18 protein-coding genes are annotated in these 24,443 nt (G+C 70.1%); 5 read left to right on the top strand and 13 right to left on the bottom strand.

All coding sequences use genetic code 11. From position 1 onward, the window contains the following. Positions 1 to 176 precede the first annotated feature (176 nt). Positions 177 to 1,364 (bottom strand): adenosine deaminase, encoded by a 1,188-nt coding sequence (add, locus tag F4560_RS18045; RefSeq protein ID WP_246478548.1) that lies wholly within the window; start codon positions 1,362 to 1,364, stop codon positions 177 to 179. A 213-nt stretch (positions 1,365 to 1,577) separates the two neighbouring features. Here add and F4560_RS18050 point away from each other — a divergent pair, with 213 nt between their 5' ends. Both F4560_RS18050 and F4560_RS18055 read left to right on the top strand, forming a co-directional pair. Further along, complete coding sequence (locus tag F4560_RS18050; RefSeq protein WP_312869349.1) at positions 1,578 to 3,050, top strand: TldD/PmbA family protein; 1,473 nt, start codon at positions 1,578 to 1,580, stop codon at positions 3,048 to 3,050. Then, positions 3,047 to 4,393: a metallopeptidase TldD-related protein gene (locus F4560_RS18055; RefSeq protein WP_221483554.1), complete on the top strand. Its 1,347-nt coding sequence runs from the start codon at positions 3,047 to 3,049 to the stop codon at positions 4,391 to 4,393. The genes F4560_RS18050 and F4560_RS18055 overlap by 4 nt, the downstream gene beginning before the upstream one ends. Here the strand turns inward: F4560_RS18055 and F4560_RS18060 are convergent. Both F4560_RS18060 and F4560_RS18065 read right to left on the bottom strand, forming a co-directional pair. Then, complete coding sequence (locus tag F4560_RS18060) at positions 4,368 to 5,390, bottom strand: cytochrome d ubiquinol oxidase subunit II (protein WP_184921500.1); 1,023 nt, start codon at positions 5,388 to 5,390, stop codon at positions 4,368 to 4,370. The genes F4560_RS18055 and F4560_RS18060 overlap by 26 nt on opposite strands. After that, complete coding sequence (locus tag F4560_RS18065) at positions 5,387 to 6,907, bottom strand: cytochrome ubiquinol oxidase subunit I (RefSeq protein ID WP_312869350.1); 1,521 nt, start codon at positions 6,905 to 6,907, stop codon at positions 5,387 to 5,389. Before F4560_RS18065 ends, F4560_RS18060 begins: the two co-directional genes overlap by 4 nt. Before the next feature lie 229 nt (positions 6,908 to 7,136). On the opposite strand from F4560_RS18065, the gene F4560_RS18070 reads away from it, so the two are divergent. After that, positions 7,137 to 7,904 carry an SDR family oxidoreductase gene (locus F4560_RS18070; RefSeq protein ID WP_184921503.1) on the top strand — a complete coding sequence of 256 codons (768 nt, stop codon included), beginning with the start codon at positions 7,137 to 7,139 and terminating at the stop codon, positions 7,902 to 7,904. A gap of 115 nt (positions 7,905 to 8,019) precedes the next feature. On the opposite strand, the gene mmuM is transcribed toward F4560_RS18070, so the two are convergent. From mmuM to htpG, 10 genes are all read right to left on the bottom strand, one after another. Then, positions 8,020 to 8,910, bottom strand: coding sequence for a homocysteine S-methyltransferase (mmuM, locus tag F4560_RS18075; protein ID WP_184921504.1), 891 nt, complete (start codon positions 8,908 to 8,910; stop codon positions 8,020 to 8,022). Beyond that, positions 8,907 to 9,509: a phosphoribosylanthranilate isomerase gene (locus F4560_RS18080; RefSeq protein ID WP_184921505.1), complete on the bottom strand. Its 603-nt coding sequence runs from the start codon at positions 9,507 to 9,509 to the stop codon at positions 8,907 to 8,909. Before F4560_RS18080 ends, mmuM begins: the two co-directional genes overlap by 4 nt. Before the next feature lie 129 nt (positions 9,510 to 9,638). Then, on the bottom strand, positions 9,639 to 10,322 hold the full coding sequence (locus F4560_RS18085; protein ID WP_184921506.1) for a polysaccharide deacetylase family protein: 684 nt from the start codon (positions 10,320 to 10,322) through the stop codon (positions 9,639 to 9,641). Positions 10,323 to 10,460: 138 nt separating this feature from the next. Continuing rightward, entirely contained in the window at positions 10,461 to 11,129 is a 669-nt protein-coding gene (locus F4560_RS18090) for a hypothetical protein (protein ID WP_184921507.1), read from the bottom strand. Positions 11,130 to 11,170: 41 nt separating this feature from the next. After that, positions 11,171 to 12,553, bottom strand: coding sequence for a hypothetical protein (locus F4560_RS18095; protein WP_184921508.1), 1,383 nt, complete (start codon positions 12,551 to 12,553; stop codon positions 11,171 to 11,173). A 128-nt stretch (positions 12,554 to 12,681) separates the two neighbouring features. Continuing rightward, a complete protein-coding gene (locus tag F4560_RS18100) occupies positions 12,682 to 14,094 on the bottom strand; it encodes a cellulase family glycosylhydrolase (protein ID WP_312869351.1) in 1,413 nt (470 codons plus the stop codon). A gap of 325 nt (positions 14,095 to 14,419) precedes the next feature. Beyond that, a complete protein-coding gene (locus F4560_RS18105) occupies positions 14,420 to 15,820 on the bottom strand; it encodes an endo-1,4-beta-xylanase (protein WP_184921511.1) in 1,401 nt (466 codons plus the stop codon). Between the two features lie 569 nt (positions 15,821 to 16,389). Continuing rightward, the gene (locus F4560_RS18110) at positions 16,390 to 17,445 is read right to left on the bottom strand and encodes a LacI family DNA-binding transcriptional regulator (protein WP_312869352.1); all 1,056 of its coding nucleotides are present in this window, start codon (positions 17,443 to 17,445) and stop codon (positions 16,390 to 16,392) included. Between the two features lie 181 nt (positions 17,446 to 17,626). Continuing rightward, on the bottom strand, positions 17,627 to 18,055 hold the full coding sequence (locus F4560_RS18115) for a hypothetical protein (protein WP_184929228.1): 429 nt from the start codon (positions 18,053 to 18,055) through the stop codon (positions 17,627 to 17,629). Positions 18,056 to 18,269: 214 nt separating this feature from the next. Further along, the gene (gene htpG, locus F4560_RS18120) at positions 18,270 to 20,138 is read right to left on the bottom strand and encodes a molecular chaperone HtpG (protein WP_184921513.1); all 1,869 of its coding nucleotides are present in this window, start codon (positions 20,136 to 20,138) and stop codon (positions 18,270 to 18,272) included. 138 nt (positions 20,139 to 20,276) lie between these two features. Here htpG and F4560_RS45655 point away from each other — a divergent pair, with 138 nt between their 5' ends. Both F4560_RS45655 and F4560_RS18130 read left to right on the top strand, forming a co-directional pair. After that, the gene (locus F4560_RS45655; RefSeq protein WP_184921515.1) at positions 20,277 to 21,920 is read left to right on the top strand and encodes an RNA ligase family protein; all 1,644 of its coding nucleotides are present in this window, start codon (positions 20,277 to 20,279) and stop codon (positions 21,918 to 21,920) included. Then, entirely contained in the window at positions 21,920 to 24,397 is a 2,478-nt protein-coding gene (locus F4560_RS18130) for an RNA repair domain-containing protein (RefSeq protein ID WP_184921517.1), read from the top strand. Before F4560_RS45655 ends, F4560_RS18130 begins: the two co-directional genes overlap by 1 nt. Positions 24,398 to 24,443 lie beyond the last annotated feature (46 nt).

Genomic DNA, 24,443 nt, shown 5'->3' on the forward strand with positions numbered 1-24,443 from the left:
GCGCTTCCGGGGGTTAAATTCAAACGCACGCGGAATACGACCGCCGAGGGTGTCGCATTTTCGGTCGACTTAACACCGACACTCTTACCCGGCGATCGGGACGGGTGTGTATTCGGTGCAAATGCATGTGACGAGCGGATTGCTGAATTCGGTCGACACGTCGACCGGCGCACGGGTCAACCCGGTGGTGGCTGACCGCCGGAATGCGGTGCCGGGCCACCACGCGTCGTGATCGGCGACTCGTATCCGTGTCCGCCGTGCGGGCCGCCGGTTGATCCCCCACCTCCCCATCGCGCGACGTACGCGTCGTGCGCGGCCACCATGCGATTGCGTTCGTCATCGTCAACGAGGCTCGCCAGCAGCGACGTGCGCGCGGCGGCCACCAGGTCCGCGGTGCCGAAGCCGAGACCGGTCGTCGCGGCCCGGTACTCGCCGAGGGTGGACGAGCCGAACAGCAACGGGTCGTCGGAGCCGAGCACCAACGGGACGCCCGCGGTGTGGAGCCTTCGCGCCGGGTGGTCGGCCAGGTCGGTCACCACGCCGGTGCGAAGGTTGCTTGTAGGACAGATCTCGAGCACGGTGCCGCGGCCCGCCAGCTCCGCGACCAGTCCCGGTTCGTCGGCCGCGCGGAAGCCGTGCCCGATGCGGACGGGGTCGAACTCCAGCGCGTCGCGGACGCCCTCGGCCCCCACCGCCTCACCGGCGTGCGGGACGAACGGCACACCGCGGTCGCGCGCCCACCGGATCGCCGGGCCGAACAGCGAAGCGGGTCGTCCGGGCTCGAAACCACCGAGTCCCAGCGCCACCACGCCGCGGTCACGACCGCGCACGCACCACTCCGCCGTGCGCGAGCAGTCCTCCGTGGACAGATCACGCACGTGGTCGAGGACGAAACGGGTCACGACACCGCTGTCGCGTCGCGCCTCCTCCGCGCCGGCCCACAGCCCGTCCACCACCTCGTCGAACGGGATGCCGCGATCGCGGTGGTGGGTGATCGCGGAGCACGTGACCTCCGCGTGCAGCACGCCCTGCGGCGCCAGGTCGGCGGCCAGCTCGACCACCGCTCGGGCGAAGTCCTCGGGACCGCGGAACACGTCGGTGCAGGTCGTGTAGAGGTCGGCGAAGTGCCGGAAGTCGCGGAACCGGAAGCGCTCGGCCAGCCACCGCTCGTCCAGTCCGGCGAACTCGCTCCCGTTGCGGCGGGCGAGGTCCAACAACGTCGCCGGACGCAGCGCGCCCTCCAGGTGGACGTGCAGTTCGGCCTTGGGCAGTCCCGCGACGAACGCCTCCAGGTCGGGCGTCCACACGTGGTCACGACGTCCGCTCGCCGCGGGCGCCCCCCAGTCTTCGACGTCGGTCCACATCACGAACCCATCAGATCACTCGCTTGCGCCCTGTCTGCCACCCGTACCTCACTACTGGTTTCTCAACCCCAATGTGCCCCAGACCACACTCTGGAGTCAACAAATAGGAACATCTCGGCACAGTCCTCCCCAGGCCCTGTTGCATATACTTTACTTTTAACTAGTATCAGTGCAGGGTCTCCAGGGCACGTCGGCCAGGGAAGGGGGCACGGGGTGGACCACGCGTTCCTGGCTCTCCCCCTGCGCCGGCTCGCCGACGCCGCGCTGGATCGCGCGCGGCAGTTGGGGGCGCACCACGCCGCCGCGCAGATCGTGCGGACCCGAAGCAGCCACCTCCTGCTGCGGGACGCGCGGACCGCCGCCTCGTCCGACACGTCGCGGACCGGGTTGTCCGTGCGGCTGTTCGGTTCGCGTGGCCGCGGGTTCGCGTCCACCGTCGAGCTCACGGCCGAGGCCGCCGTCGACGCCGCGGATCGTGCGTGGGAAGTCGCTTGTGCCGGCTTCACGTCGTTCGCCGAAGAACCGGTGCACCACGACGCGGTGTGGGTGTCGGCGTACGACGTCAACCCGTTCGACGTGCCCGAGTCCGACCGTGCGGCGCTGTTGGCGGACTGGAGCACCACGCTGCTCGCCCAGGCGCCGGTGTCCTCGGTGCTCGCCCTGTGCAACGCCACGCAGGAGAACCGCTTCTACGCCGACCTCGCCGGCACCACGACCACCCAGCAGAGCATCCGGGTGCACCCCCAGGTCGTGGTCGCCGGTGTGCATCCTCGCACCGGCTCCATGCGGACGCTGCGTTCCGTCGGCCCGCCCACCGCGCGTGGTTGGGAGTACTTGGGCGGCGCCGGGTGGGACTGGGCGGGTGAGATCGAGGCGATGCCGGACCAGCTCGCGGCCAAGCTCGGCGCGGGTCCCGTCGAGCCGGGCGCCTACGACCTCGTGATCGACGCCTCCAACCTGTGGTTGACGATCCACGAGTCGGTCGGGCACGCCACCGAGCTGGACCGCGCGCTCGGGCACGAGATCAGCTACGCGGGCACCACGTTCGCCACTCCTGACCTGCTGGGCTCGTTGCGTTACGGCTCGGAGCTGATGACCGTGACCGCCGACCGGACCGCGCCGCACGGCATGGCGACCACCGGCTTCGACGACGAAGGCGTCGCCGCGCAGTCGTGGCCGCTGGTGGAGCGTGGCGTGCTCACCGGCTTCCAGTTCGACCGGTCCACCGCCGCTGCTCTCGGCGCGACCAGGTCAACGGGTTGTTCCTACGCCGAGTCCGCGTCACACGTGCCCCTGTCACGGATGCCGAACGTCTCGCTCGCGCCGTCCGCGACCCCGTGCTCCACGGACGACCTGATCGCCGGTGTGGAGGACGGCATCTACCTCGCCGGGTCGGACAGCTGGTCGATCGACGCCACCCGCTCGGACTTCCAGTTCACCGCCCAGCGCTGCCACCGCATCCGCGCCGGGCGACTCGCCGAACCGCTGGCCGGGGTCGCCTACCACTCGTCCACCACCGATTTCTGGTCGTCGCTCGCCGGACTCGGTGACGCGAGCATCGTGACGGCGTTCGGCGCGGACCTCTGCGGCAAGGGACGGCCGGCGCAGTCCGCCGCGGCGAGCCACAGCTGCCCGTCGGCTCTGTTCACCCGCGTGCCGGTGCACTACGTGGGTGAGGCGACGTGATCGCGGCCCATGAACTGGTGGAACGGGCGCTCGCGGCCGGGCGGCCGGGTGACCAGGTCGTGGTGATCGTGGACGACACGACGCACGCGCACCTGCGTTGGGCGGGTGATGTGACGACCAGTGCGGCGCATGTGCTCGACCGGCAGGTTCACGTCGCGGTGATCACGTCGGGGCGCACGGCGGGCGTGGTCTCGGTGGGTGGTGCGCTCGACGCGGCGGCGGTGCGTGATCTGGTGGAGACCGCGTCGACGGTCGCTCGACGGTCCGATGCCGTCGTCGGCTCCCTCCCGCCCGCCGACCACCCAGCAGCGCCGGACTGGCACGAACCGGCCGTCACCGCGTCACCTGGCGTGCTCGACGGTCTGGCGGGTGATCTTCGGGGAGCCGCCCGTGGCTTCGCCTTGCACTGCTACGCCGAGCAGGAGGTCCGCACCACGTTGCTCGGGACGTCTACGGGTGTGCGGCGGCGGCACGTGCAGCCGTCCGGTCTGGTGGAGCTGACAGCGCGCGCTGGAACGTCGTCCGCGTGGGTCGGGGTGGACGTTCCCGATCTGTCGGACCTGGATCCCCTGCTGGACGGCTTGGAGCGGCGCCTCGACTGGGGCCGCCGACGCGTCGACGTGCCGCCCGGTCGGTACGAGGTGCTGCTGCCGCCGTCCTGCACGGCCGACCTGCTGAAGCACCTGTACCGGTCGGCCGGTGGCCGGGACGCGGGCGAGGGGCGGACCGCGTTCTCGGTGCCCGGCGGCGGCACCCGGCTCGGTGACCGGGTCGCCGCCCTGCCGTTGACGTTGCGCAGCGACCCGGCGTACAAGGGCCTGGAGTGCGCTCCGTTCGTGGTGGCGCGGGTGTCGGGGGCGGACACGTCCGTGGCGGACAACGGTCTCGCGCTCGGTCCGACTAACTGGATCACCGATGGCATGCTGACTGCGCTCGTGCACACCAGGGCGTCGGCGGGGGGACGGCCCGTCACGCCTCGCATCGGCAACCTGGTGCTGGAGGGACCGGCCGGTGGGCCTTCGACGTTGTCGGAGATGATCGCGTCGACTCGGCACGGTCTGCTGCTGACCTCGCTCTGGTACCTGCGCGAGGTGGACACGCGGGCGTTGCGGCTGACCGGCCTGACCCGGGACGGCGTGTACGTGGTGCGCGACGGCGAGGTGGTCGGCTGCTCGACCGATGACTTCCGCTTCAACGAGAGCCCGTTGCACCTGCTGGACCGGGTGACCGAGGTCGGGCCGACGTCGGTGACCCTGCCCCGTGAACCGGACGACGAGCGGATCAGGACGTCGATGCCTCCTTTGCGGGTCATGGACTTCAGCGTGGTTGGCGCTCGGGTGTGACCGTGGTCGGCGGGCGTTGGAACAGGGTGTAGAGGTAGGCGAGGGCGGGGACGATCACCAGTGCGCCGATGCCGAGGGCGATGGCCAGGGCCATGAGGGTGTGGCGGCCTTGGGCGGCTTGTTCGACGGTGAGGCCGGGCAGCAGGACGTACGGGTACTGCCCGACGGCCCAGCCGACGAGGATCGCCGTGACCGCGAGGGCGGAGGCGACGCGGGCGAGGGTGTAGCGGCGGGTCAGCAGCAGTGCGAGCGCGGTCAGTCCGGAGGCGATCGAGACCAGGACGACCGGCAGGCCGCGGCCGGTGAGCCCGGCGTAGAGCAGTGGCGCGTCGGCTCTCAGGACCAGGATGCCGGTGAGACCGACTGCGCCGGTCAGCGCGGCCGTTATGAAGGCGCGGGTGCGGAACGCTTCGGCCAGGTCGTTCTCGCCTTCGCGTCGGGCGTCGGCGCAGAGGAAGACGGCCGCGAGGTAGGCGCACACCAGTACCGCCAGCGTGCCGCCGAGGAACGACGTCGGGTTCACCCAACTGCCCACCACGTCACCGGCCGCGATGCCGGGTGGGACGCGGCCGGAGGCCACCCCGCCGACGACCGTGCCGAAGAAGAACGGGGTGAGGAGGGAGGACAACGCGAACGCCGCGCCGAAGAAGCGCCGCATGCCAAGCCCGGTGACACTCTTCCGATAAGCAAACGCCGCACCGCGCGCGATGATCCCGAACGCTGCCAGGGTGAGCGGGAGGTAGAGGGTGGTGACGGCGGCGGCGAACGCACCGGAGAACCCGGTCCACAGCACCACCAACACGAAGATCAACCAGACGTGGTTGGCCTCCCAGACCGGCCCAATGGACCGCTCGATCAACGCCCGCGTCCGCGACCCGCGCCGGGTGCCGCCGGCGAGCAGGTCCCAGACCCCACCCCCGAAATCCGCGCCGCCGAACAGCGCGTAGGCGATCAGCCCGACGAAGGCCGCCCCCAACACGGTCTCGGCGAGCGTCATGACCCCTCCCCGCCTTCCGACGGCGCGTCATCTGGCGGCCTGCGATCCGCCTGCACCTCATCCGACTGGGCACCCTTGGGCGGTGTTCGATCGGGCGACGCGCGGTCCGGCGGCGCGTCATCCGGCAGCGTGCGATCGGGCCGCGCCTCACCCGTTTGGGTGCGCTCGGGCGGTGTGGGTTCTTGGGGGGCGATTGTGCCGTGGCCGTGGGCGAGTCTGCGGAGGACTATTACGGTGAAGGTCGTTAGGACCGTGTAGACCGCTATCACCGCGATCAGGCCGTAGCCGAGGCCCGGGGCTGGGCTTACCGCGTCCGCCGTACGCAGGATCCGGTATACAATCCACGGTTGCCGGCCCACCTCCGTGGTGACCCACCCCGCCTCCATCGCCACCACGGCCGCCACACCGGAAGCCGCCACCGCGCGAAGGAACCACACCGTCAACGGCAGCCGTCGCCTACGCCACCACACCAGCCCGAACCACCCGGCCAGCAACAACAACGCCGTACCAATGCCGACCATCACGTTGTACGACAGGTGCACGACGTTGACCGGCGGACGCTCGTCGACCGGCACCTCCTCCAGCCCCGGCACCACCCCGTCCACATCGTGGTGGATCAACAGCGACAACGCGTACGGGATCTCCAGCGCATACCGCAGCTCGTCGTCCCGATAAATCCCACCCACCGACAACCCCGCCCCCGACGTCGTCTCGTACTGGGCCTCCATCGCCGCGAGCTTCGCCGGCTGGTTGTCGGCGACCGTGTTCGCAATCCAGTCACCCACACCGATCTGCACCGGTGTCATCACCGCCGCGACCGTCAACGGGATGAGCAACCCCAGCCGGTGGTACCGGTCGCGGCGGCCCCGGAGCATCCCGACCGCGTACACCGACGCCACCAGGTACCCGGTCACCATGAACGCCGCCAGCCACATGTGCGTGAACTGCGCCCACGTCGAAGGACCGAACATCGCCGCCCACGGCCGCGCGTCCACCACGTCACCCCGCGCGTCGAGCCGGAACCCGGTCGGGTTGTTCATCCACGCGTTCGCCGACACGACGAAGAACGCCCCCGCCACCCCGGCGACCACCATCGGCAACGCGCTGAGCATGTGCGCCCGCGGTGACAGGCGGTTCCACCCGAACAGGTACACCCCGACGAAGATCGCCTCCACGAAGAAAGCGAACCCCTCCAGCACGAACGGGAAGCCGAACACCTCGCCGAACCGGTCCATCAGACCCGGCCACAGGATGCCCAGCTCGAACGACAGCAACGTCCCCGACACGGCCCCGGCGGCGAACAGCACGCCCATCGCCTTGGCCCACGTGTGCGCCAACCCCGTGAGCACCGGATCACCACGCCGGTGCCCGAGCCACTCCGCGAACACCACGATCGCCGGGAACGCGACGCCGAAGCAGGCGAAGACGATGTGCCAGCCCAGCGACAACGCCATCTGCGTCCGCGCCGGGAACAGGTTGTCCACCGCACCGGCGGCCACGAACTCCAGTGCGGCCACACGACCTCCCCACGTAGCCAGGGCACAAGGCATCCACCGAGTACCCGGAACACCGGGCGCGGAACGCCGTTCCCCCGACCGGGGCCGCACACACCTTCCGCCGACCCCGCTGACCGCCATTGGACGGACGTGGCGACACGTCGACCGGCTAGTCTGCACCGGCCCCTCGGAACGGCGGCAGCCGTTCGCACCGGTGTACCAGTCGAGCCGAGCAGGAGACCCCGCTCCCATGTCCGCACCGCCTGACCTGACCGCCCACCCTGTTTCCGTGGTGACCGGGGCCGGTTCGGGAGTGGGGCGCGCGGTCGCCCGAGGGCTCCTCGAAGCCGGGCACCGGGTGGCGCTCGCCGGACGACGGGCCGACGCGCTGTCCGAGACCGCCGCCGACGCACCGCCCGGGTCGGTGTTCGTCGTGCCGACGGACGTCACGGTCGAGGCGTCCGTGGACGCGCTGTTCGACGCGGTCCGCGAGCGGTGGGGCCGGGTCGACGTGCTGTTCAACAACGCCGGGACGAACGTGCCCGCCACGCCGCTGGAGGACTTCACCGTCGAGCAGTGGACGAAGGTCGTCGACACGAACTTGACCGGCTCGTTCCTGTGCGCCCGCGCGGCTTTCCGGATCATGCGCGACCAGACGCCGCGGGGAGGCCGGATCATCAACAACGGCTCGGTGTCCGCCCAGACCCCGCGCCCCGACGCCATCGCGTACAACGCGAGCAAGCACGCGATCACCGGGTTGACGAAGTCGATCTCGCTGGAGGGCCGCCGGCACCGCATCGCCTGCGGGCAGATCGACATCGGCAACGCGGCGACCCCGATGACCGACCGGATGAGCCGCGGTGTGCTCCAGGCAGACGGCTCGACCGCCGCCGAGCCCACGATGGACGTCGCGCACGTCGCCGACGCCGTCCGCTACATGGCCAGGCTGCCGTTGGACGCGAACGTGCAGTTCATGACCGTCATGGCGACCACGATGCCGTTCATCGGCCGAGGCTGAGCCCGGTCAGACGCCCCCTCGATAGTCGGCCGAGAGGACAGTCGACAACTGCGCACGCGCGCCAGGGTCGAGCGCGTAGACGTCGCCGTCGTTCATGATCTCTCCGTTACCCGGGTCACCGCGCCAAGGCGACGGCCAGTCCCCTGATCAGCTCCGGCCCGACCTGGCAGCAGCCGCCGACCAGCCGCGCGCCGCCCTCGACCCAGCCCGCCACCCGCACCGGGTCGAACGCCGGGGTGCCCGTCCAACTCCTGGTCACGGCGTCCCAGCGTTCACCGCTGTTCGGGTACACCACGACCGGCTTGCCGGTGACCTCCCGGGCGATCGCCACCGCCTCGTCCACATCAGCCGGGTCACAGCAGTTCACCCCGACCGCCACCACCTCGTCCACGCCCCGCACGGCCTCGAACGCTTCGCGCAACGGCTGACCGGCACACGTCCGCGTGCCACGCGCGCTGTACGACAGCCAGACCGGCACGCCGGACCCGGCCACCACCCCGAGCACCGCCTCCGCTTCCTCGACGTCCGGGATCGTCTCCACCGCCAGCACGTCGGGGCCCGCCTCCGCCAGCACCTCGATCCGGGGACGGTGGAACGACTCCAGCGCCTGCCGGGTCAGCCCGTACCGGCCCCGGTACTCCGAGCCGTCCGCGAGCATCGCCCCGTACGGGCCGACCGACGCCGCCACCCACCGCCGTCCGTCCACTTCGGACGCCGCCTGTCGGGCGACGGTCACGCTGTCGCGCAACAGGACGGCCGTCTCCGCGTGGGTCAGCCCACGATCCGCGAAGCCCGGGAACGTGGCCTGGTAGCTGGACGTGATCACGACCTCGGCCCCGGCCCGGTAGTACGCCAGGTGGGCGGACCGGATCGCGTCCTGGTCGGTCAGCAGCAGTCGGGCCGACCAGAGCGTGTCGGACAGGTCGTGGCCCGCCAGCTCCAGCGCGGTCGACAGGCCGCCGTCCAGCACGACCGGCCGCCGGGCGAGCGCGTCGGAGAGGTTCATGTGACCGACCGCGCCGCGGCGACGAACTCGCGCATCAGCCCGTGGTCCTTCACGCCCCGACTCACCTCGATACCGCTCGACACGTCGACACCCCACGGGCGCGCTTGGGCGACCGCCTCGGCGACGTCGTCCACCCCGAGCCCGCCCGCGAGCAGCCAGTTCCCCTCGGGTCGGGCGCCGTCCAGCGCGGCCAGGTCCCACCGGTGCCCGGAGCCCGCCACGGGCGAGTCGAGCAGCAACATCTGCTCGCCGTACGCCCCGACCCGCACATCGGTGTCCGCCTTGAGCGCGACCGCCCGGACCAGCGGCACGCCCACCGCCGCCACCTCCTCGAACGCGGACCGCGGGTAGTCGCCGTGCAACTGGACGGCCCCGATCCCCGACGCCTCCGCGAGCCGCCGCACGTCCGCCGCCGCGACCCCGCTGAACACGCCGATGGACAGCACACCCGGCGGCACTTCACGCACCAGCCGCCGCGCGATGTCGACGTCGACCTGCCGAACGCTCGCGCTGAGGACGAACCCGACCGCGTCGGCTCCCGCGTCCACAGCGGCAGCCACGTCGGCCTCGGTGCGCAGCCCGCACAACTTCACGTACATACGTCAAACAGTAGCGTCAAGGCGCGTGCAGCAGCCCCTGCAACGCGGCCACGCCGACCCGCCGGGCGCGGCGTCGTGTGGGACGCCGCGGCCGGCGACAAGGGGACAAGGGCTCTCGGCTCCGCTGGATCAGCGGCGGGCGGGCAGGTCGAAGCGCCAGCCGTCGGCACGCAGCCTCGGGATGACCTGGTCGACCGCGTCCACCGTCTGACCGCGGTCGTTGGGACCGTCGTGCATCAGCACCACGGCGCCTTCCGTGACGCCCTCCATCACCCGGCGGACGAGCTCGTCGGTGCCCGGCGGCTCCCAGTCGGAGATGACCAGGCGCCAGCCGATCGACGTCATGCCGAGTTCGGCGGCCACCTGGGGCGTCTGACCCCAACTGCCGTACGGGGCGCGGAAGTACTTGATCGGCACGCCGGGCACGGCGCGGTGGATCGCGGCGTTCGTCTCCTCCAAGTCGGCCTTGATCTGCTCCGGCGTCCACGTGCCCATGTTGTCGTGGTGCATGGTGTGGTTGCACAGCTTGTGACCGCCGGCGACGATCGCGCGGACCAGCTTCGGGTGCTCGTCCACGAAGTCGCCCCAGAGGCAGAACACGGCCTTGACGTGGTGCTTGCGCAGCACATCCAGCAGACGCGGCGTGTCGACGGGGTTGGGGCCGTCATCGAAGGTCAGCGCGAGCGTGCGCCCACCGTGGCGGGTCGAGTCGACAATCACGGCCTCACCCTCGTCCGGCTGACCGGCCTGCGCCGGCGCGGCAGCCAGCCCGAGCACCAAGCCGGTCGTCAGGACCACGGCTCTCCACTTCATCGTGAAACCCCTTTCGTCGGACAACACGCCCCATCAGGGCGCGGCCAACTATCAGGTGGTGGTTCGGCCGGGTGCCAGCAGTTTCGCGGAAGTTTCGAGTCTCGACTGGCGCGTCTCGACTGGCTCGGGGCTCGGCAGTCAGGGGCGGGGTAAGTAGGCGGCGACTTCGGCCAACGCGTCGAGCGTCGCGGCGTCGAAGTGGCCGGTCGCCGTTTCCGCTTCCGCGATCGCGATGGACTTGCCGGTGGTCTCGGCGCCGTAGTTCAAGCCGGTGAACCTGATGTCGGCCAAGCCGAGCAATGGCGCGCCGAGCGGGTGGATGTCGCCGGTCCCGTGCTCGTCCTCGATCCGCTTGAACTCGCGCAAGTCTCGCGTGTTCCGAAATCCGACCCAGGCCAACGACACCACGGCGCTGTTGCCGACGTCGTCCCCGACCGCGATCACCATCCGCTCCAGCGAGGTGCACGGCGTGTGCGTGAAGAACTTCCTGACCTCGCCGTGCGACACCGACAGGCACTCCAACTGCCGCTCCAGCTTCTCGTTGAGCCGACGCATCCCCATCCGCTGCCAAGCGCCGTCACGATCGCCCCGCTTCGCCGCCTTCTGCCCCTCGACCTTGCGCGCGGACACACTCGACGAGCCGGCCGAACCACCCGTGCTCGACCCGAACAGCCCGCCGCCCACGCCCGCCGAACCGGTCAGGCCCAACACGACGACCACCGCCGCGACCGCCGCGCCACCCCCGCCCTTCTTCCCGTTGTTCAGCGGTATGACACGGCCGTTCTTGGTGATGAACTCGGTGGCCACGTCCCACTCCCCCTGATCGGTCTGGATCCCCGACCCGAAAGCTAATGACCAGCACCGACAATTCCGGGCTCTTCACCGGCGGTGTCACCCGATCGTGGAACCAAGGGGCGGCGCGCGTCGAGCACGGCGATCACCACCAGCATGACGGTGGCGACGCCGAGCAGAACCGCCCACGTCCGGGTCTGCGCCGCCTCCGGCAGGGCGGTGGTGGTCGAATCGTTGAGGATGAACACCTGCATCAGTCCGCGGATCGAGAACGCGAAACCGATCAGCAGCGGCCCCAGCACGACAGGCAGCGCACGGCGGTGTGAGGCGAATGGGGCCACAGCCGTGGCGGTGGCGGTCGCGGCGGCGACGACCAGTGCGATCAAGGGTTCGGCGGACATGATCAACGGCTCGTTGGTCACCATCTCCATGTACGTCCCGGTCACCTTGCCCATCGTCGCCATCACGAAGGTGAGCCCGGCGCAGGCCAGCACGGCCAGGACGGCTCGGTGCCGGCTGCGGCCCGCTGCCACGCCGACGACCAACCCCGCGAACGCCCACGGCCACACCGTCGTCATCTGGCCGGCGGTGAAGTAGAGGCCCAAGATCAGCGGCGTGGTGACGGCGTACAGGACAAGGCCTACAGTCGCCGCGCGCAGCAGCATGCCCGCGCCGAGCAAGACCGCCAGTCCACAGGCGCAGAGCAGGGTCAGCACCCCCGCACCGCTGCTCGGCACGCCCACCACGGGCAGCTCGCCGTACAGCAGGAAACCGGTCACGTTCAGCACCGCTGGGAGCAATGCCGCCGCCGTGCCGACGATCGCGGTGCGCACGGTGAGCAAAGGGTGCTCGGGCCGGGCTATCCGGCCGGTGCGCACGGCATACACAGCCAGGACACCGCCGAGCAGGCCGAGCGCGGCGAAGCTGTAGTCCATCAGGGCGGAGCGCTCGGGCCGGTCGAGCCAGTGCAGTCCAAGCAGCACCGTGCCGAACAGCATGGTCCCGACCGCCATACCCGACAGAGCGGCGCCGTGCCCCTCAGAACCGGCAGAGGCCAACGCGGAGGCGGCGCACAGCACACCGAGGACGATCAACGCGGTCCCGGCCGCACCCGCCGCCGAGACCACGAAATGCACACCCGGCCGGCCGGTCAGGAAGTAGCTGTCGGACCTGACCACCTCGGGCACTTTGCACAACGCGCCCGCGACCAAGAGCCAAGGCCAGTGCCACGACCACCGCTGGACGATCCAGAGGCCGATGATCGTCGCGACCAGGGGGAGCCCCAACTGCGGGACGCTGTACTTCTCCAAGGTGATCGGGGCCCGGTACGCCGCCGTCAGGTCAGAGCCGCGGACGCCGATGTTGAACAGGGCCACCACGGCTAACGCGGTCACGCCCCAGACCCAGCCGAGCTGACGACGTGCCACCACGTTATCCATGAACGGGAACCTATCGGGCCAACCGGCCGGGTGATCACGGAACGTGGCAAAAGAGCCGGGGCCCCGCCGTGTCAACGGGGCCCCGGTCCATTGTGGAGCGTCAGTGCGGTTCGATCAGATCAGCGCGATCAGCTGGTCGGGAAGTTGTCCGGGGTGTTGATCCGGCTCTTGATGAACGCGCCGGACTCGGTGAGCACGCCGCTGCCGGTGAAGGTGCTGCCGTTGCAGGTGCCCGGCCGGAACGCCGCGCTGCTCTCGTTGGCGTCCGAGTACGTCCAGTTCGCGTAGCTGATCTTCAGCTGGTCGAGCAGGTCCAGCCACGCCGCGCTGCTCGCACGGTCGTACGTGCCGCCGCCGGTGGCGAGGACCGTGCCGAACTCGCTGACGAACAACGGCAGGCGGGCCGCGGCACGGCTGACCGTCGCCCGGTAGTTGTCCTTGTGCGAGGCGGCGTAGAAGTGGAACGTGTACATGATGTTCTGCGCGTTGACCGGGTTGTTGATGACCTCGGTCTCGTTCGAGCCCTCCGACACGCCCAGCGAGGACCAGGCGCGGGTGCCGACGAGGATGACCGCGTCGGGGTCGGCCGCACGGATCACCGGGATGACCTGCTCGGCGTAGCTCTTGATCGACGCCCAGCTCACGCCGTTGGGCTCGTTCGCGATCTCGTAGATCACGTTGTTCTTCGCCGAGTTGCGCGTGGCGACCGAGCGGAAGAAGGTCTTGGCGCGCTCCAGGTTGTAGTTGGGGTCGCCGGGCGTGAGGGTGTGGAAGTCGATGACCGCGTACATGCCGCGGGCCTCGGCCATGTCGACCAGGCTGTTCACCTGGTTGGTGAACCCGCTCGGGTTGGTCTCGTAACCCTGTTCCTGCACGTACATCGCGATCCGGAACAGGTCGGCGTTCCAGTCCGTGGCCAGCGCGTCAAGCGACGCGTTGTTGTGGCACTTGGCGAACCACTGGATGCCGTGGGTGCTCATGCCGCGCAGCTGGATCGGCCGGTTGTACTGGTTGCACAGGTTGACTCCGCAGACGCGGAGCTGACCGTTGATCGCGACCGGGGTGCGACCGACCGGCGGGTTCGTGGTGGTCGTCGTCGTGGACGTCGTCGTGGTGGACGTCGTCGACGTGGTCGAGATCGAACCGGTGCAGGCGACGCCGTTCAGCGTGAACGACGTGGGCGCCGGGTTGCTGCCGGACCACGAGCCGACGAAGCCGAGGTCCGTCGAGGCGCCGGTGCCGAGCGTCCGGTTCCAGTCGACGTTGGTGGCGGTGGCCGTGGCGCCGGACTGGGTCCAAGTGGCGTTCCAGCCCTGGGTGACCCGCTGCCCGGCGGTGAAAGCCACGCCGAGCGTCCAACCGCTGACCGTGTCACCGAGGTTCGTGACCTTCACGGAGGCCTGGAACCCGCCCGACCACTGACTGGCGACGGCGTAGTCGACCCGACAACCCGTGGCGGCGGCCATGGCGTGCGGCAGGACTGTCGCCGCACTACCCAGGACCACCGCGCAAGCCGCAATAGCGGCGGTGGAGCGCTTCACTGAGCCCCTCCTCATCTGGACAAACGTCTGGGAGCGCTCCCAGACCTGGCGGGACGGTACACCGGGAAACGTGTTCAAGTACAGGGTGTCGGCCCGCTGTGACCCGGCGTGACATCCCGTGCCGAACGGTCACACCTGCGCGACAAGGCCCCGGACGGATCACGAGCCACGTCCATGGACTGAACCCCGGCTAACGCCCGTTCGCAGGGTCCGGCCGGGGGAATTCCGGCGGCGATCACGCCGCGTGACCGGCACCGGGGAGGCAGCCCCGGTGCCGGGAGTGCCTGGCGCGGGGACTGGAAGTGCCCCCGCGCCAGGCGTTCGATCAGCTGGCGGAACAGGTCGGCGACATACCCGCGCCGGAACCCGTGCCCTGGAAACCGAACTCGGTCGACATGCCGGCCGGCACGTTGCCGTTGTAGCTCACGTTCTTGAACTGGATCGTGCCGGTGTTACCGCTGCGGTCGGCGCTCCACCCGTTCGTCACCGTGGCGCCGGACGGCAGGGTCATGCTGACCGTCCAGCCGTTGAGCGCCGACGATCCGGCGGTGACCTTCACCGTGGCGACGAAACCACCGTTCCAGGAGTTCAGCGACACCGAAGCGGTGCAGCCACCCGGGTTGGGGTTCGAGGTCGTGGTGGTGGTCGTCGTGGTCGTCGTGGAGGTGGACGACGAGGTCGTGGTCGAGGTGGACGTCGTCGACGTGCCGCCGCTGTTGAGGGCGTTGAGGGTGGAGGTGTAGGCGGGCTTCTTGTTGCCGGAGCCGTCGAACAGCAGCGGGGTGCCCGAAGCGCGCCACGAGTCGGTGTCGCGGATGCCCCACACGGTGATGCCGGCACAGCGGGCGACGGCGAGGCAGGCCTTCACGACCCGCTCGTAGTTCTGCGCCTGCGCGGTGCCCGAGCCCTCGATGTCGAGCTCGGTGATCTGCACGTCCACGCCCAGGTTGGCGAAGTTCTGCAACGTGGTCTGGTAGTTGCCCGGCACCGGGCTCTGGCTGTTGAAGTGCGACTGCAACCCGACGCAGTCGATCGGCACACCCCGCTGCTTGAAGTCCTGCACCAACCGGTACACCGCCTGGGTCTTCGCGTGCGTCCAGTCGTCGGTGTTGTAGTCGTTGTAGCAGAGCTTCGCACCCGGATCCGCCGCCCGCGCCGCCCGGAACGCCGCCTCGATCCAGTCGTTGCCCGTGCGCTGGAGGTTCGAGTCACGACGCGCACCCGACGAACCGTCCTGGAACGCCTCGTTCACCACGTCCCACGAATGGATCTTGCCCCGGTAGTACGTCGCCACCTGCGTCACATGGTTCAACATCGCGTTGCGCAACGCCGTCCCGGACATGTTCTGCATCCAGCCCGGCTGCTGCGAATGCCACGCCAACGCATGCCCACGCACCTGCATCCCCTGCGCCCGCGCGTGGTTCACGATCCGATCCGCGTTGGCGTACGAGAACTGACCCTGCGACGGCTCCGTCGCGTCCATCTTCATCTCGTTCTCGGCCGTGACCATCTTGAACTCACGGTTCAAGATCCCCACATACGTCGAGTCGCCCAACTTGTTGGCCGCGACCGCCGTGCCGAAGTAACGACCGCTCTCGGCCGCCGAGGCCCCGAGAGTGGTCCCGGCGCTCGCGGTCGACGCCAAGAGCACCGCGGCGCCCGCGGTGGCGGTGACCAACGTCGACACGAGCGCTGCCCGTGACACTGACCTCGATGTCAGCTTCATGTTTCGCACCTTCTGGAAGCACCTGCGGTCTGGCGGCAGGTGGGTTGGGTGGTTGGCGACCCGGGCCACCGGGGCGGTGTGGCGCGGATCCGCACATTGACGACGGGAGGGCCCGGTGCCACGGGATCCCTCCCCGCCAACATCGTCGGTCAGGCAGGCCCGGCAGGACCGCCTGAAACTTTTAGCATTATCAGCCGAAACAGATCGGTCTGGCAAGCACCGAAACAGCAGCACTTTGCGGACCGCCGCAGCCCAAGTCGCCACTGTCGGCACAGCGAACAAGCGCCACACAAGGCCTACACCGACCGCCGCTACCTAGTCATGGACGTGGAAAAACCCACATGAAACGCCATGTCGCAGGTATCTGAACCGATCCCCCCAGCGGCAGCACGAGGTCGGCAGTTACTCGCATCGAAGACCGAAATACTTCGAAAGAATGTTCGCAACTTTCTGCCCGTTGAGCGGGCGGACCCATACAGCCGCGGCACGCCGGACATGCGTGTGGACGGCCTGATCTCGCAACTGGCCGTGCGATTGGACTGACGAACGCCCGGACGAGCGCCTCCGGATCAGGCGGACGGCTCGGCGGTGCTGTCGCGCAGGACGAGGCGGGTGGGGACGAGCGTGGTGCCGGGTTCGACCGGTTCGCTGCGGACCTGGCGCACGACGCGTTCCACGCAGCGGCGGCCGACTTCGGTGAAGTCCTGGTGCACGGTGGTGAGCGGCGGGACGAAGGAGCCGGAGTCGGGGATGTCGTCGAAGCCGACGACGCTGATGTCCCGCGGCACGACCTTGCCCTTCTCGTGGAACGCGCGCAGCAGCCCCAACGCCATCTGGTCGTTGGCCGCGAACACGGCCGTGCAGTCGGGCTCCTCGGCCAGCACCAGCCCGGCGCGGTACCCGGACTCGGCGGACCAGTCGCCACGCGACAGCGGCGGGACGGGTCGGCGGGCCTTCTCGAGTTCCGTCCGCCACGCCGTCGCACGCCGCTCGGCCGCGAACGACTCCTCCGGCCCGGCCACGTGCCAGACCGTGCGGTGGCCCAGGTCGAGCAGGTGGCGGACGGCCTGGCGGGCGCCGTCGATCTGGTCGGTGTCCACGACGGTGTAGCGGTCGTCCGCGTCGGAGTCCACGACGACGACCGGCACGCCGGCCGGGAGGCTGACCGTGGCGGCGTCGAGCAGGTGGATCTCCATGATCACGATGACCGCGTCGACGGCGAGTTCGCCAAGTCGGGTGAACGCGCCGAGCACGCCGTCCCTCGTGGGCACGGCAACCGGGATCAGCGTGATCGCGTAGCCCTCTTCGGCGGCCTGGTCGACGATCGCTTCGAGGGTGCGGCTGTTGCCGACGGACGACAGCGTGAACAGGATGACGCCGATCGTGCGGAACTGGCCGTACTTCAACGCGCGGGCCGCGCTGTTGGGGCGGTAGCCCAGCTCCCGCATCGCGGTCAGGACCTGTTCACGGGTCGACCCGACGACGCTCGGGTGGCCGTTCGACACGCGGGAGACCGTCTGCGCCGACACACCGGCACGGCGGGCGACGTCCGCCATCGACACCCGGCGAGCGGGTCGTCCGGGTGGATCCATCGGCCCTTCGGCCGCCGACCTGGTCAGGCTCACGCTCGACTGCTCCCTTCCGCGCCGAGCCTTGACGCCACGGCACCGCACTGCCACTATAGCGCCGCCATGTTTGCGTAAACATCCAGCGCCCCTCGCTCCTCCTGCACCTTGGTCCGCGGAACCCGCGACAAGGCGTGACAGCGGGCGTGACAGCGGGCGTGGCGGCACCCGCCGGCCTGGATCACGGTGTCGCGGTCGCGCAGGGCGTGGTCGGTGTCGTCGTGGTCGTCTGCGCCGGGTCGGTGATCGGCGGGCCCGACGACGCGAGGCGGGTCCCGGAGCAGTAGTACGACTCGACCGCGCGGTCGCCGGAGTCACCGTGGGCGAAGATCAGGTACTCGGTGCCGACGGTGAGCCTGATGCCGCACGCCGCGCCGCTGCTCGGCGTGAGGATGTCGACCTTGCGCGGCACATCGCCCTTGTACTCCACGCCGGAGGCCACCCGGTAGCGGTACCGGTTGTCGACCTCCAGCGTCTCGCTCAGGACAACACCGACGAACACGTGGTCGGCCCGCATGTAGGCCGCGGCCTCCCCCTGGCCGGAGCCCGGGTAGCAGCTGCACGCGCTGGCCGAGCCGGCGAACGCGGCGGTCAGCAGACCGGCCACCATCACGACCGCCGCGGTGACATGCGCCAGTAAACGGGCACGCGTGAGTAAACGTAGACGCGCCAAGGCAATCCCCCTCGTGGGTGTGGACGCGGCGGCGCACCGAACAGGCTACTGGCCAGGCGCGGCACGAACCAGGGCCAGGCGCGCGAAACGAACCGTCGTGTGGAGCCGCTTTCGGTGAAGCCCTGGAGCTTCACCGAAAGCGGCGGCGGGGTCAGAGGGCGCGTTCCAGGTGGTCGGTCATGAGCCGGACGAAGCGGGACGGGTCGGGGAGGTCGCCGCCCTCGGCGAGCAGCGCCATCCCGTGCAGCAGTTCGGCGGATTCGGCCAACCGGCTGTGGTCGTCGTTCTCGGTGAACGCCTTGTGCAGCCCGGTGACCAGGGCGTGACCGGGGTTGAGCTCCAGGATCCGCTTCACCGGCGGCAACTCCTGGCCCATCGCCCGGTACATCTTCTCCAGGGTCGGGGTCAGGTCATGGGCGTCGCCGACGACGCAGGCGGGCGAGGTGGTGAGGCGTGAGGACAGCCGCACCTCCTTGACCTGGTCGGTCAGCGTGCTCGTCATCCACGTCAGGAAGTCGGCGAAGTCCTTCTGCCGCTCCTCCGCCTGCGCCTTCTCCTCCTCCGTCTCCAGGTCGACCTGCCCCTTGGCGATCGACTGGAACGTCCTGCCCTTGTGCCCGGGCACCGCGTCGACCCACATCTCGTCGATCGGGTCGGTGAGGATCAGCACCTCCAGACCCTTGGCGCGCAGCGCTTCCAGGTGCGGCGAGTTCTCCACGGTCGCCCGCGAGTCACCCGTCATGTAGTAGATGTGCTGCTGGTCGTCCTTCATCCGCTCGACGTACTGCGCCAGCGTGGTCGGCCGCTCGGCGTCGTGGGTCGAGGCGAACGACGCGATGTCGAGGATGGTCTCCTGGTTCTCCGTGTCGCTGAGCAGGCCTTCCTTGACCGCCGCGCCGAACTCGCGCCAGAACGTCTCGTACGACTCGGGCTTGCCCGCCATCAGGGACTTGACGGTCGACAGCACCTTCTTCACCAGCCGCCGCCGCACGCTCTGGATCTGCCGGTCGTGCTGGAGGATCTCCCGCGACACGTTCAGCGACAGGTCGTGCGCGTCCACGACGCCCTTGACGAACCGGAGGTACTCCGGCATCAGCTCTTCGCAGTTCTCCATGATGAAGACCCGCTTGACGTAGAGCTGCACGCCGCGCTTGCGCTCGCGCATGAACAGGTCGAGCGGCGCCTGGGACGGGATGAACAGCAGCGCCTGGTACTCGAACACGCCCTCGCCGTGCATCCGGATGGTTTCCAGCGGCTTGTTCCAGTCGTGGCTGACGTGCCGGTAGAACTCGGCGTACTCGTCCTCCGTGACGTCGGCGGCCGGACGGGCCCACAGGGCCTTGCGCGAGTTGATCGTGTCGGGCTCGGCGCCGTCCTCGGCCGCCATCCGGATCGGCCACGTGATGAAGTCCGCGTACCGCTTGACGACCTCCTTGATCTTCGCGGCCGACGTGTAGTCGGGGAGGTGGTCCTCGGTGTCCACGGGCTTGAGGTGCAGGGTCACCGCGGTGCCCTGCGGCACGTCGGGGACGTCCTCGATCGTGTAGGTGCCCTCACCGCTGGACTCCCACCGGACGCCCTCCGCCGAACGCGGGTGCTTCGTCACGAGGGTGACCTTGTCGGCGACCATGAACGACGAGTAGAAGCCGATGCCGAACTGCCCGATCAGGTCCTGCGAGGCGGCGGCGTCCTGCGTCTCCCGCAGCTTGTCCAGGAACTCGGCCGTGCCCGACTTGGCGATCGTGCCGATCAGCCCCACCACGTCCTCGCGGGTCATGCCGATGCCGTTGTCCCGGATGGTGAGCGTGCGCGCCTCCCGGTCGACCTCGATGCCGACGTGGAGGTCCGAGGTGTCCGCGACCAGGTCCTTGTCGCGGAACGTCTCCAGCCGCAGCTTGTCCAACGCGTCCGAGGCGTTCGACACCAGTTCACGCAGGAACGTGTCCTTGTTCGAGTAGACCGAGTGGATCATCAGTCGGAGCAGCTGACGCGCCTCCGACTGGAACTCGAGCGTTTCCACGTTCGTCCTTTCTGTCCTACCGTCGTCGACCCGTGATCGTATCCATTCTCCCGGTGGCGGGGTGCCGGGTCGAAAACCGGTCGGCCATCCGTGGTCCTGATCTCTATGGTTCTCCCGACTCGAAGGGCGGGAGGGGCCATGCGCACGTCGTACCCGCGCACACCGCACCTCCCGTGGTCGCCGGGGGTGTCGACGGACGACGTGCGGATCGCCGACCTGGGGCTGCTGCGCGGCCGTGAAGTGGTGGTCACCGAGAAGCTCGACGGGGAGAACACCACCCTGTACGCGGACGGGATGCACGCGCGGTCGCTCGATTCGGCGCACCACCCGTCCCGGTCGTGGGTGAAGGGGCTCCAGGGGCGGATCGGGTCACGGTTGCCGCACGGGTGGCGGATCTGCGGTGAGAACGTCTACGCCCGTCACTCGATCGACTATTCGGAGCTGGAGAGCTGGTTCTACGGGTTCTCCGTCTGGGACGGCGACCGCTGCCTCGACTGGGACCGCACGGTGCGCTTCCTGCGGGACGTCGGCGTGCCCGCTCCCCCGGTGCTGTGGCGCGGGGTGTTCGACGAGCGGGCCATCCGGAAGCTGCGGGTCGACACGGCGCGGCAGGAGGGTTTCGTCGTGCGGGCCGTCGACGGGTTCACGCGGGCGGAGTTCGGGCAGCGGGTGGCGAAGTGGGTGCGTGCGCGGCACGTGCGGACCGACACGCACTGGATGACGGCTCCGGTGGTGGAGAACGGGCTGGGGCCGGCGTCCGTGCTGTGGGACGTCCGATCCGGTGCGTCCTTCGACGCCGCCGCGCTGTTCTCGGTAGTCGGTGTCGAGGGTGACGTGGAGCCGGCGGCCTCGTGCTCCGTGGGAACGGGGGACGCGCGGCTTGCCGGCGTGCTGGCAGCGGGGTTGCACCGGGTCCGGCGCGGGCGGGTGATGACGTCCCTGGCTGGGTCCGTCGGGGTCGGGGTGGCACGGCGGGTGGGCGATCTCGTGGGCCTACACCGCCTGCTGCACGAGCCGTTCCCCGACGAGGCGCGCAGGGCGGGGTTGCTGCGCATGTCGACGGCGGTCGACTTGGACGTGCTGCACGCCGTGTCGGCCGCCGTCTCCGACACCCGGGCCGCACGTGATCAGGTGGCCTGGTCCGCGCTGCACGCCGAGGACGTCGGGTCGTGGGAGCGGCTGCGGACGGGGTTGCGGGAGCGGTTGGGGGACGGTCCGATCGGTGATCGGTGCTGGGCCGAGGCACGGGACGCGAGCATCCGGGCGGGGCGGGTGTTGGACGTGGCGGAGGCGGAGGCCGCGACCTGGCGGTGGAGGTCGGGCTTCCCGGCGTTGGTGCAGATGGTGGGGCTTTCGGGGAGCGGGAAGACGACGTTCGCCGCCGGGCTGCCCGACGTGGACGTGCGGGTGTCGCTGGACGACCTGCGTGCCGACGCGGGTGATCGGGCCGACCAGCGGGCGAACGGCCGGGTGCTGCGCGACGGGCTCGACCGGCTCGACGCGGCGTTGCGCGTCCACCGGACCGTGGTGTGGGACGCCACCTCGCTGGTCGACCAGCAGAGGTCGTTGGTGCACGCGGTCGCGCGGCGGCATGACGCGATGGTGACGCACGCGGTGGTGCTGGTGGACGAACGGGAGGTGAGCCGGCGCAACGCGACGCGGGCGCACGCGGTGCCGGCGGCGGTTCTCGACGCGCAGGCACGCCGGTTCAGCCCGCCGTACCCGTGGCAGGCGCATCGCACCTGGTACGTCGGCGCGGCCTCGTTCGAAGGGGAACTGTGATGCGCACCAGCGAAGAGGTCTACCACCGGATCCGCTGGGACCCGCGGTTCGACCCGGCCCGGTTCGTGTTCGGCGTGCAGCAGCGCGGCGCCCGGCCCAAGCGGGTGGCGCTGTCGTCGTTCGTGCCGGGTGGTGAGGTGCCGTGGCACCGGGTGCTGTTCGTGGAGGCCGACGGTGAGGTGGTCTGGGACCGGGCCACCGGACTCGACCGCGTCGGCTCGTCGGGCGCTGGTCGGGTGCGCGCGCCGCGCCGGTTGCGTTCGCCGGTGTTCAGCGCGAGCACGCCGCACTTTTGGAACGACGGGTGGGTGCCCGCCGAGCCCGTGGGAACGCCCGTGGACACCGTGCGGGTAGTGACGTGGAACGTGCTTTGGGACCGCTACGACAGCGACCGCATCGACACCGCCCGCCGTCGTCCGCTGCTGTTCGCCGAACTGGCAGCGGCCGACGCGGACGTGATCGCGTTGCAGGAGGTCGAGCCTGATCTGCTTGCCGCGCTCCTTGCCCAGCCGTGGGTGCGTGCGGGCTACACGGTCGACGTCGACCCGCTCGGACCGGACGTCGACCGCACGGGTGTGGTCGTGCTGAGCCGCCTGCCCGTGATCGAGGCTGCTCGGTTGACGCTCGGTGCGCACAAGGCCGTCAGTGCTGTCGTCGTGGAGACCGGCAGTGGCTTTGCGGTGATCGCCGCAACCCATCTGACCAGCGACCACACCGCTAACGGTCCGTCGAAGCGGCGGGCGCAGTTGGTGCGGGTGGCCGAGGCGTTCGCGGGTGTGGAGGGCGAGGTGGTGCTGGTCGGCGACTTCAACGACGGTGGACGGCGGCCGGCCGAGGTGCTCGGGATGCGGGACGCATGGCTGGAAGCGCGGTCCGACGAGCTGCCGACGTTCGATCCGGTGGCCAATCCGCTGGCCGCTGTGTCGTCGCTGTCGGGTCGTGCCGGGCGGTTGGACCGGGTGTTGCTGCGCGGCCGGATGGGGTGTGTCAGGGCTGATCTTCTGGGCGCGAAGCCCACCGACGGCCTGTTCGTGTCCGATCACTACGGGGTGTTGGCGCAGTTGGCGACCTCCGTGCCGGTCGGCTCGCTGGACTCGGAGCCGACCGACCGGACAGCGGTGGTGTGGCTGCCAGGGGAGGTCGAGCCGCCCCACGAGACCTTGCTGTTCGGCTTCGTCCCGGAATCCGACTTCGACCGCGCCGTGCCGCTGTTGTCCGAGGCGGTGGCGGAGGTGCCTGGGCGGGCTACGGCGTTGCACGAGGCTGTGCGGCGACGGTTCCCCGCGTGCCGGACCGGTGACTTCACACCGCAGGCCGAGCTGATCGGCGCGTGGTCGGGTCGGGCGGACAAGGTGGTGGTGCTGTCGCGTCGCGGTGACGGCCCGATGCTGCCGCGTGCGGCGGTCGCGTTGGGGACCGGTGAGGTGAGGTGGTTCGAGGAGCCCGCGAGTGGGGTGGGACCGTCGCTGGACGCGGTGGCCTCACGGGTCGTTCGTCGGTTGACGTCTGCGTTGGACGTTGTACACGTGGTCGGGTCGCGGCGGATGGGCTGTGGGTTGGCCGACGCGGATCTGGACTTGGTCGCCGTGGCGGATCCGGCGACCGTGGCCGACCGGGTGGCTGCGGCGTTGCCGGGGGTGGTGGTTCGGCCGGTGATCGGCGCCCGGACGCCGGGGTTCCGGCTGGTCGTGGACGGGCTGGACGTGGACCTCACAGTGGTGGCCGGCGGTGCTGCGGACCGTGAGGTGGCATTGAGCGCGATCACGGACGCGGACGCGGTATTGGCGGCGGTCGGGGGTCGGGTCGGCGCGTTTCGGCGTCTTGCCCGTGAGGTGAAGGGGTGGGCTCGGGCGCGGGGGCTGGACTCGGCGCCGTTCGGTGGTGTTCCGGGTCTCGGCTGGTCCGTGCTCGCGGCGAGGACCGTGCGCGAATGGGACGGCCCCGACCTGCTCGCCGGTTTCTTCACCCAGTGGGCCGCGTGGGACTGGCGAGACCCGATCGGTCTGGTCGCACCACCCGCGAGCACCGGCGCTCCGGTGACGATCATGACCCCGACCGCTCCCGTGCGTTCCTGCACCGAGCAGGTCGGCCCCGGCTTCCGGGACCTGCTGACGGCCGAGCTGTACCGGGCGTGGGAGATCGTGGCGGCCGACGGCGACGGCCTGTCCACCCCACCCGACGCACACCGCACGCACGCCGCTTGGGCATTGGTCACCGTGCCGCACCGGCTCGTGGGTCCGGTGCGCGGCCGGATGCGTGCGCTGCTCACGGCGTTGGAGGAGGCTGGCACACCGGACGCCCACGCCTGGCCCCGACCGGTCGAGCGGGGGCCGGACTCGGTGCGGTTCGCGATCGGCCTGGGCCGCCGTCCCGTGTCCGCCGCCGCGCTCGCCGAGGTGGTCGCGTCGTGGGGGACCGGGTTGCGCGGTGTCGAGGTCGTCCGGGTCGGGAACGGCGATGTGCCGACCCTGCGCTGAGCCCCTGCCTCGGGTGGGCCCTTGTCCTCGGGTGGCCCCCTGTCCT

The sequence above is a fragment of the Saccharothrix ecbatanensis genome, assembly GCF_014205015.1.
Taxonomy (GTDB): Bacteria; Actinomycetota; Actinomycetes; order Mycobacteriales; family Pseudonocardiaceae; genus Actinosynnema; species Actinosynnema ecbatanense.

Excerpts from the sequence above, each read along its gene's own strand:
- F4560_RS18095 (WP_184921508.1), bottom strand. The coding sequence starts at position 12,553 with ATGGATAACGTGGTGGCACGTCGTCAGCTCGGCTGGGTCTGGGGCGTG.
- F4560_RS18115 (WP_184929228.1), bottom strand. The coding sequence starts at position 18,055 with ATGGTGGCCGGTCTGCTGACCGCCGCGTTCGCCGGCTCGGCCAGCGCG.
- F4560_RS18070 (WP_184921503.1), top strand. The coding sequence starts at position 7,137 with ATGTCCGCACCGCCTGACCTGACCGCCCACCCTGTTTCCGTGGTGACC.
- F4560_RS18080 (WP_184921505.1), bottom strand. The coding sequence starts at position 9,509 with ATGTACGTGAAGTTGTGCGGGCTGCGCACCGAGGCCGACGTGGCTGCC.
- F4560_RS18060 (WP_184921500.1), bottom strand. The coding sequence starts at position 5,390 with ATGACGCTCGCCGAGACCGTGTTGGGGGCGGCCTTCGTCGGGCTGATC.
- F4560_RS18130 (WP_184921517.1), top strand. The coding sequence starts at position 21,920 with ATGCGCACCAGCGAAGAGGTCTACCACCGGATCCGCTGGGACCCGCGG.
- mmuM (WP_184921504.1), bottom strand. The coding sequence starts at position 8,910 with ATGAACCTCTCCGACGCGCTCGCCCGGCGGCCGGTCGTGCTGGACGGC.
- F4560_RS45655 (WP_184921515.1), top strand. The coding sequence starts at position 20,277 with ATGCGCACGTCGTACCCGCGCACACCGCACCTCCCGTGGTCGCCGGGG.
- F4560_RS18105 (WP_184921511.1), bottom strand. The coding sequence starts at position 15,820 with ATGAAGCTGACATCGAGGTCAGTGTCACGGGCAGCGCTCGTGTCGACG.
- add (WP_246478548.1), bottom strand. The coding sequence starts at position 1,364 with ATGTGGACCGACGTCGAAGACTGGGGGGCGCCCGCGGCGAGCGGACGT.
- F4560_RS18085 (WP_184921506.1), bottom strand. The coding sequence starts at position 10,322 with ATGAAGTGGAGAGCCGTGGTCCTGACGACCGGCTTGGTGCTCGGGCTG.